The organism is Legionella londiniensis (assembly GCF_001467825.1).
Lineage (GTDB): Bacteria > Pseudomonadota > Gammaproteobacteria > Legionellales > Legionellaceae > Legionella_A > Legionella_A londiniensis.
Genome location: NZ_LNYK01000033.1, coordinates 266047 through 272834, shown reverse-complemented (window position 1 = coordinate 272834; position 6788 = coordinate 266047). Strand labels below are relative to the sequence as shown.

The window sequence follows — 6788 nt, the reverse complement described above, 5'->3', positions numbered from 1 at the left end:
CGGGGCGAAACTAGAATTTCGCCCCGAGCCGCAACAGCAAATTGTCTTAAGACACTTTTTTGTAAGTTACCGTTTCGTCAAAATCCATCGTTTTGCCATCGGGCATGGTCATGGTTCCTTTCGCATGCATCACCATTTGCTTTCCTTTCATTTCAAAAGTACGGGTTTCCTTAAACCTTTCGTTGCCGTCGGCCAGTACAAATTTATTATCGCCAAATGTGCCAGTGCCCACAGCAGCGCTGTCTGCGCCCCAGCTGTCAAACCACCAGGCCTTGCCTTGGCCAGTAGAAGTCACCCCAAATACGCCCATACCTTCATAACTGATTTCAGGTTGGTTACTGCTTGCCTTTAATTCCATAATCAAATATTGATGGTTCAGCGCCCAATGAATTTTGATGGTCTCATGCATTTTGATTCCCATCATGTCATTTTCGCCTTGCCAAGTCCCGACCATTGCATCATAAATTTTATTTTGAAGGGGCTTTGGGGGCTGCATCATATTGTTCGTTTCAACTTTAGTTTCAACGGCATATGCGCTGCTGAACAAGAGAGACGCGCTAAGCGCTAAAATTTTTTTCATGTTATCACCTGCGTTAAGTTAATTTAATAAAGCGATAAATTTTATCAATTTTTGGCAATCCGTACAGATTTTTTTAAAGTTGATAAAAATGGTTGACATTCTATTCCGCAAAACATAAGCTTTGGGACAAATCACCAGGGGTGCTTTGTTTTGCAAAGCTGAGAAAAACCCTTATAACCTGCACTGGATAATGCCTGCGGAGGGAGAGTGAGCCTTGGCTGTAACGAGCAGTACTTTCGTTATGCCATGGCATAATCTTCTCCGGGCAAAGAGAAGATTATGGCTGATTCATATTTAAAGCTTTGCCTTGTTACCCAAAAACCCGACAAACCTCTCAACCAGTACCTGGAATTCCTTGATTTGGCAATTCAGGGCGGCGTTACCTCAGTACAACTTCGCGCTAAACATGCCCCGCCCGCTGCTGTTCGCCATTATGCTCTTGCCATCCAACCTCTGCTGGCTTCGCATCATATTCCGTTCATTATCAACGACCATGTTGGTTTGGCGCTTGACCTTGACGCGGATGGCGTCCACTTAGGCCAGGGCGATCTGTCGCCAGAAATAGCCCGATCCATGTTGGGTCCAAATAAAATCATTGGCTTATCCATTGAAACTTTTGAGGAACTTGAAAGAGCCAACCAGTTGAATTGCATCGACTATATTGCCGCAAGCGCCGTATTTCCAAGTCAAAGTAAGCAAAATTGCAAAACAATCTGGGGATTAAACGGTTTACAGGAAATCGCGCAGCGTTCAAAACACCCTGTAATCGCTATTGGCGGAATAACTTTGAACAATATTTGTGAGGTGATCGCTCATGGCGCCTGCGGCGTTGCCGTCATAAGCGCGCTTCATGAGCATCAAGATCCTTTTTTAGCCGCAAAAGAATTCATTCAGAAAATAAACCAAGGATAGCAATATGTATGACCACATGCTTCAGTCTATTAAGAAAATTAAAGAAGTACGACCCGTAATTCTCAATATCACAAACCATGTAACCATGGATTTTATCGCCAACGGCCTGCTGAGTCTAGGCGCATCACCTATCATGACGCAATCGCTGGAAGAAATGGAAGAGTTAATCCATATTGCCCAAGGTGTAGTGATTAATATTGGTACATTAAATCCTGAATTTATCAGGCTATGTGAAAAAGCTTGCTCAATTGCTAACCAGTCAGGAAAACCAATTGTATTTGACCCGGTAGGCGCTGGCGCAAGCCAATATCGCACCAAGGCAAGCTTGAGCTTACTTGAGCAATTCCGCTTTGCGACAATCAGAGGAAATGCCAGCGAAATTATGTCCCTGGGCGGCGAGCATCACAACTCAAAAGGAGTTGATGCAAACATGGCTACCAGTGAGGCGGTGGACGCTGCAAAATTGCTTTCCGCAAAATACAATGCCGTGATTACAGTGAGCGGCAAAACAGATATGGTCCTCCTTCACGACAAACTAGGCGCATACGACCGAGGGCACGCCATGATGCCTGCCATTACCGGGTCGGGTTGCCTATTGTCGTCGGTTATCAGTGCGTTCAATTCGGTTTGTGACGATTATTTTAAAGCTTCTTCTCTAGCTGTTGTATATTTCGGCATTTGCGGCGAGATGGCCGCCAAACGCTCGAATGGCCCAGGATCTTTCAAGTCCTGCCTCATAGACGCAATGGCCAAAATACCCGGGAGAACAGATTATGAAACAGCATAAGTTACCCTGCGTTTTGACTATTGCCGGCACTGATCCATCCGGCGGGGCGGGCATCCAGGCAGATATCAAAGCGATTTCTGCTACAGGCTGCTATGCCGCAAGTGTTATTACAACCCTGGTGGCACAAAATACGCAAGGCGTGATATCAATTTACGATATACCGGAAACGTTCGTCCAACAACAACTAGACGCTGTTTTCAACGATTTAACTATTCAGGCAGTCAAAATTGGCATGCTGCATGATGCAAGAATGATTCGGGTTGTCGGCAGCACCCTGGAACAATTATGCCCCCCGAACATAGTGATTGATCCAGTCATGGTTGCAAAAGACGGTTCGGCATTATTTTGTTTAGAGACCATATCGCTTTTAAAAATGAGGCTCTTCAGACAAGCCTGCCTGATTACGCCAAACCTTTTTGAAGCAGAAAAAATATTGGACAGAAATTTAGCCAACACTGATGATATGGCAGATGCAGCTTGTGAAATTGGCCGGGAATTTCAAACCAATGTCCTGCTGAAAGGAGGCCATCTCAAAAGCGATGAGGCATCGGATGTTTTATTTAGTTTGAAAGACCAATGTTGCTACTGGTTTCACTCAAAACGCATTAAAACAAACCATACCCATGGCACAGGGTGCAGCTTATCTTCGGCAATCGCTTCCTATTTAGGCCAGGGTCTTGCGCTTTATGACGCAGTGGCGAAAGCCAAAACCTATATAACAAAAGCTATTGAATCTGGTAAGCAATACGCTCTGGGTCAAGGCAATGGCCCTGTTGATCATTTTTATTTTTTGAGAAGCAGTTAAAATGATTTTTCACAGAATGCAACACGCCATTCGTGCGGATATTTCCCGATTTTTTCAACACCCCTTAAATCTCGAAATCTACAAAGGAACATTAAACAAAAATATTTTTCAGAATTTTATAGAACAAGACAAAATTTACCTGAAAGCCTATGCGAAAGTACTGAATCATATTTCGACTCGTTTGCAGCGTGAAAATCAAAAAAAACTGTTTAGGGAACTGTCTTATTATATTTCGCAAACCGAATTGAAGCTTCTGGATAAATATCTGGCGCGCTCCCCCGCAATGCGATTTTTTTCAAGAAATGAGTGCATAAAAATCTCAGTAGAAACTTCAGAGTACATTAATTACCTGCTTAATTTGGCTAATGACGCTTCAGTAGAGGAATCCGTGGCCGGCGTCATTCCTTGCTTTACAATTTATAGTGAGTTGGGGCAAATGATGCAAGAAAAAGGCGTTCTTACAAGTAATCCTTATTTTGACTGGATAAACTCATACGCAAGCCCCAAATTTTTAGCTTATGCGAAAAGAATGGCGATCACTGCAGATGAAATAGCGGAGGATATTGATATCGCCAGTCAGCAAAACATGATAAATGCTTATGTGAAAGCTGCTCACTATGAACTATTATTCTGGGACGGTGTTTATAAAACAGCGACAATACAGCAAAATGACCTGCCAAATCGATTCGCAGGTTGACCTTGTTTTGCCATTATTTTTGCTGATGGTATCATTAGGCAACTATGCCAATTGTGGGATATTCAACAGATTAAAGTTTATTTCTGGCCTTGTTCAATGATGGCATAAGCAATTTTCATGCTGTCCTCATAGGGAAGCGTGCATTTTTTATGAATCAGTTGCTGACAAATCCTGCGGATTAATTTCTGGGGAAGGAACGGATGTATAAAGCCGCTGACAAACCAACCTCCCTTGATAAAAAAATCAAAAATATCTTTTTCGGTTTTAAGAACAATATTAATTTCTGTTTCCTCTAATGCGACCACTTTGAAGCCACTGGCTTTGATCATCTTGTGCAAATGATCCAAATCTTGCGGAACATATACTTTATCCAGCGTTTTCTTGATATGGTGTGCTATAAGCTTGTAAAACGGATTGGGAGATTCTTTAAGCCTCGTGAGTATCGATTGGGCTACTGGAAAAGAGGCCATTGTGTTGGTGACAATCGAAATTAACCCGTTATCTGAAATTAACTTTTTACACTCAGCGAGCATTGCAGGCAGCGGAACGTACGCTGTCACAAAATGTGCCAAGATAAAGTCAAAATCCTGTTTTTCAATAATAGAAGAAGCCTTGAGAATATCGCCATGGTAAGTTTTGCAGTCCAGAACCGATTTTGCCTTTTCCAACATCTTTTGGGAGATATCCAAACCATGTAAATCAGCGTCAGGATAATGCCCCACATAAGGAAGCACGTCTGTTCCGTCCCCCATCCCCAAAGCAAGAATAGAACGAAATGAAATGCCCTGCGCCAGAATCAAATCAAGCGCTTTATTTTTTGCTTTATCAAGAACCTTACCGCTTATGTCTTGGTTATAGGTCTTGGCTACTTCGTCATACAATCGTTCAATTTGCATTGATAGCATCCTTTGCAAAAACCATTTAAATTATGGGATAAAATCGGCACATTTTAAAGAATAATTCTTTAAACACATACAAATAGCGTTGTTCTGCATAAGCCTTGATTCGCGCAATATCCACCGCTAGATCGAGTTGGAAAGCCCGCCTGCCGGAAAGTCTTCTGCTTTTGAAGTCTTTTTCATAAAAATACTTTGCGATCTCACCAAACCTTTTTTCTCAGGCTCTATATTCTTCAGGTTTTTAAATTTGTGAGCTGGCAATGTGAGCAGAGGGCACTCCGGAATTGAACCGCTACCCTTGAAGGCACTTTTATAGAGATTATGCTGGCATGGCTTGAATGATGCAAGAGGTGAAGTCATGATGATTTCTGCGCCATTTGTTATGCAATTATTTTGAAATGCTATCTTAACCGCATTTTGTTCAACTTCCCGAAGCTTCATTGGCCCTTTGAAACCCTGCAATAATTCTCCATGCAAAAAGTAACTCAAAAACGTTGCAATTCCCAGATTTTCTCCGCCATAAAAATATTCATGTTTCTGGATTTTTTTACTGGAAGATGTATGGTCCTTATATTCTTCATGTTGGATATAGCTTGAAAAATGTTCCAGATATTTGCTGGGAAACCCGCATCCATTATCAGTGATGGTGATCGATAACTGATTGTCATGAAGGGAGCAGGCTATGGTCATTTCTAATTGGGCCCGTTCTTCCTGATTGCCGCTTTTTAAAAATTTCTCAATGCACGCATCAACACTGTTTTTCAACAATTCAACAAAGCTATAATCCAGGCTTTCTATGGCATGGCATATTGGTATGTCCTCTTTGCCATAATCTGCCAAGGCAGATTTTAACAGTTTTTCTTGCAAATCTTCGTCGTTACACTGCTCTTTTAATTTCTTTTTAATATCCAACCAAAGAAGATCCGCTTTTAATCCGTGTAAAAAGCAGCCTAACGCTTCGCGTTCCTCACGAAATTTTTTCATCAATTGCCTGTACTGAATTTTTAAGACTGAAGCGTTTTCCTCGCAATTTTTTTTGTTATTTTCCGGCTCTTGACGCTTGCGGGCTTCATCGAGCCTTTTGCACGCTTTGCAGTAATGACTGATATCCATAGTCAATTTAACCGCCAACCTCAACGATTCGTGCTGCCGAATTTCATACATAACCAACTCCATCTGGATAATTTAGCCGGGTAAAAGGGTTCCCAATTTGCCTTAAAATCTATCAACCACATTCCAATCGAACAGCATGCGCAAACCAGTCTATCACGTCTTATAAACTTTCTGATGCTATTTTTTCCTGGACTGCCTCACTCAATTTCAGGTAAAAAATTTTTTCTTGCGCATAAAGTCATGATCTTTAAGCGCGCAACAAGCTTTTGGTTGGGTGCGCCCATGGGAAATAAGGATTGGTTATCGATTCAGCCGTCATTCATGACCTGGTTAATGCCTTTAAATCAAAAGATTCCAGATCCCCATCCTCAATTTCCTCCTCATCAGCAAGATGCTCATAACTCAAGCCGAACTGATTAATGCCGACTTCAACCGCGAGGGATAGTTCACCTGAAGTCAGATAATGATTATGAACCGGGCGGGATTTGAGCATGATATTGAATTCTTCATAATTAAATCCGCTTGCAACTTCCTTTAACGTTTCAACTTCTTTCTCAGTTCCTGACAATATGAGCTCCCTTCCTTCGAACTGAGATTTTTCACCGCCAATAAAAAGCAAACTTGTCACGATAATCTTATCATCTTCCTCTATATCGAGCTGTTCGCGCAATTCCTCAAAAAAAAATTGCAGCTGCTCTGCAACATAGTCTGTTGCCTGATTCCGCGGATCGGTGAATCCTGACCAGTGAAACAAGCCGCAGAACGGAATGAAGTTGGCATCTTCGTCATAATAATGGCCCTGAACAACAAATGCGATGCAGGTTGTAATACCCTTGGTCACCAATACAGCATCTTTTTTATTTGTGAAATAATATTCATCCATCCCAACATCAATCGTATTAGTTATCATGATCCAGAGCACAATGATTTAATTTAAAAAGGGTATTTTATGATGCATTCGTTTATCAGTCATCTTTTGGCAGAAAAAGACGGTT

The 6788-nt window shown here is 41.8% G+C and carries 8 protein-coding genes and 1 riboswitch; of the genes, 4 read left to right on the top strand and 4 right to left on the bottom strand.

Annotated elements, in window-relative coordinates; all coding sequences use genetic code 11:
* Nucleotides 1–46: 46 nt before the first annotated feature.
* Complete coding sequence (locus Llon_RS10695; RefSeq protein ID WP_058530035.1) at nt 47–580, bottom strand: hypothetical protein; 534 nt, start codon at nt 578–580, stop codon at nt 47–49.
* 126 nt (nt 581–706) lie between these two features.
* Nucleotides 707–803, top strand: a riboswitch (TPP riboswitch).
* A gap of 56 nt (nt 804–859) precedes the next feature.
* On the opposite strand from Llon_RS10695, the gene thiE reads away from it, so the two are divergent.
* Genes thiE through Llon_RS10675 form a run of 4 tightly spaced genes read left to right on the top strand, consistent with a single transcriptional unit; the run spans nt 860 to nt 3781 of the window.
* Nucleotides 860–1492: a thiamine phosphate synthase gene (gene thiE / locus Llon_RS10690; RefSeq protein ID WP_058530034.1), complete on the top strand. Its 633-nt coding sequence runs from the start codon at nt 860–862 to the stop codon at nt 1490–1492.
* A 4-nt stretch (nt 1493–1496) separates the two neighbouring features.
* Nucleotides 1497–2279, top strand: a complete 783-nt coding sequence (gene thiM, locus Llon_RS10685) for a hydroxyethylthiazole kinase (protein ID WP_058530033.1) — start codon at nt 1497–1499, stop codon at nt 2277–2279.
* Nucleotides 2266–3084 carry a bifunctional hydroxymethylpyrimidine kinase/phosphomethylpyrimidine kinase gene (gene thiD / locus Llon_RS10680; protein WP_058530032.1) on the top strand — a complete coding sequence of 273 codons (819 nt, stop codon included), beginning with the start codon at nt 2266–2268 and terminating at the stop codon, nt 3082–3084. Before thiM ends, thiD begins: the two co-directional genes overlap by 14 nt.
* Before the next feature lies 1 nt (nt 3085).
* Nucleotides 3086–3781, top strand: coding sequence for a TenA family protein (locus tag Llon_RS10675; protein WP_058530031.1), 696 nt, complete (start codon nt 3086–3088; stop codon nt 3779–3781).
* Between the two features lie 77 nt (nt 3782–3858).
* Here the strand turns inward: Llon_RS10675 and Llon_RS10670 are convergent, their stop codons facing one another.
* The 3 genes from Llon_RS10670 to Llon_RS10660 all read right to left on the bottom strand — a co-directional run bounded on the left by Llon_RS10670 (nt 3859) and on the right by Llon_RS10660 (nt 6703).
* A complete protein-coding gene (locus Llon_RS10670) occupies nt 3859–4677 on the bottom strand; it encodes a class I SAM-dependent DNA methyltransferase (RefSeq protein ID WP_058530030.1) in 819 nt (272 codons plus the stop codon).
* Between the two features lie 126 nt (nt 4678–4803).
* Nucleotides 4804–5844: an ATP-binding protein gene (locus Llon_RS10665; protein ID WP_058530029.1), complete on the bottom strand. Its 1041-nt coding sequence runs from the start codon at nt 5842–5844 to the stop codon at nt 4804–4806.
* A 268-nt stretch (nt 5845–6112) separates the two neighbouring features.
* The gene (locus tag Llon_RS10660; protein ID WP_131754666.1) at nt 6113–6703 is read right to left on the bottom strand and encodes a hypothetical protein; all 591 of its coding nucleotides are present in this window, start codon (nt 6701–6703) and stop codon (nt 6113–6115) included.
* Nucleotides 6704–6788 lie beyond the last annotated feature (85 nt).

What these genes read in the sequence shown, in the direction of transcription:
- Llon_RS10670 (WP_058530030.1), bottom strand. Translation starts at nt 4,677, where the DNA reads ATGCAAATTGAACGATTGTATGACGAAGTAGCCAAGACCTATAACCAA.
- Llon_RS10660 (WP_131754666.1), bottom strand. Translation starts at nt 6,703, where the DNA reads ATGATAACTAATACGATTGATGTTGGGATGGATGAATATTATTTCACA.
- Llon_RS10695 (WP_058530035.1), bottom strand. Translation starts at nt 580, where the DNA reads ATGAAAAAAATTTTAGCGCTTAGCGCGTCTCTCTTGTTCAGCAGCGCA.
- thiM (WP_058530033.1), top strand. Translation starts at nt 1,497, where the DNA reads ATGTATGACCACATGCTTCAGTCTATTAAGAAAATTAAAGAAGTACGA.
- thiD (WP_058530032.1), top strand. Translation starts at nt 2,266, where the DNA reads ATGAAACAGCATAAGTTACCCTGCGTTTTGACTATTGCCGGCACTGAT.
- Llon_RS10665 (WP_058530029.1), bottom strand. Translation starts at nt 5,844, where the DNA reads ATGTATGAAATTCGGCAGCACGAATCGTTGAGGTTGGCGGTTAAATTG.
- thiE (WP_058530034.1), top strand. Translation starts at nt 860, where the DNA reads ATGGCTGATTCATATTTAAAGCTTTGCCTTGTTACCCAAAAACCCGAC.
- Llon_RS10675 (WP_058530031.1), top strand. Translation starts at nt 3,086, where the DNA reads ATGATTTTTCACAGAATGCAACACGCCATTCGTGCGGATATTTCCCGA.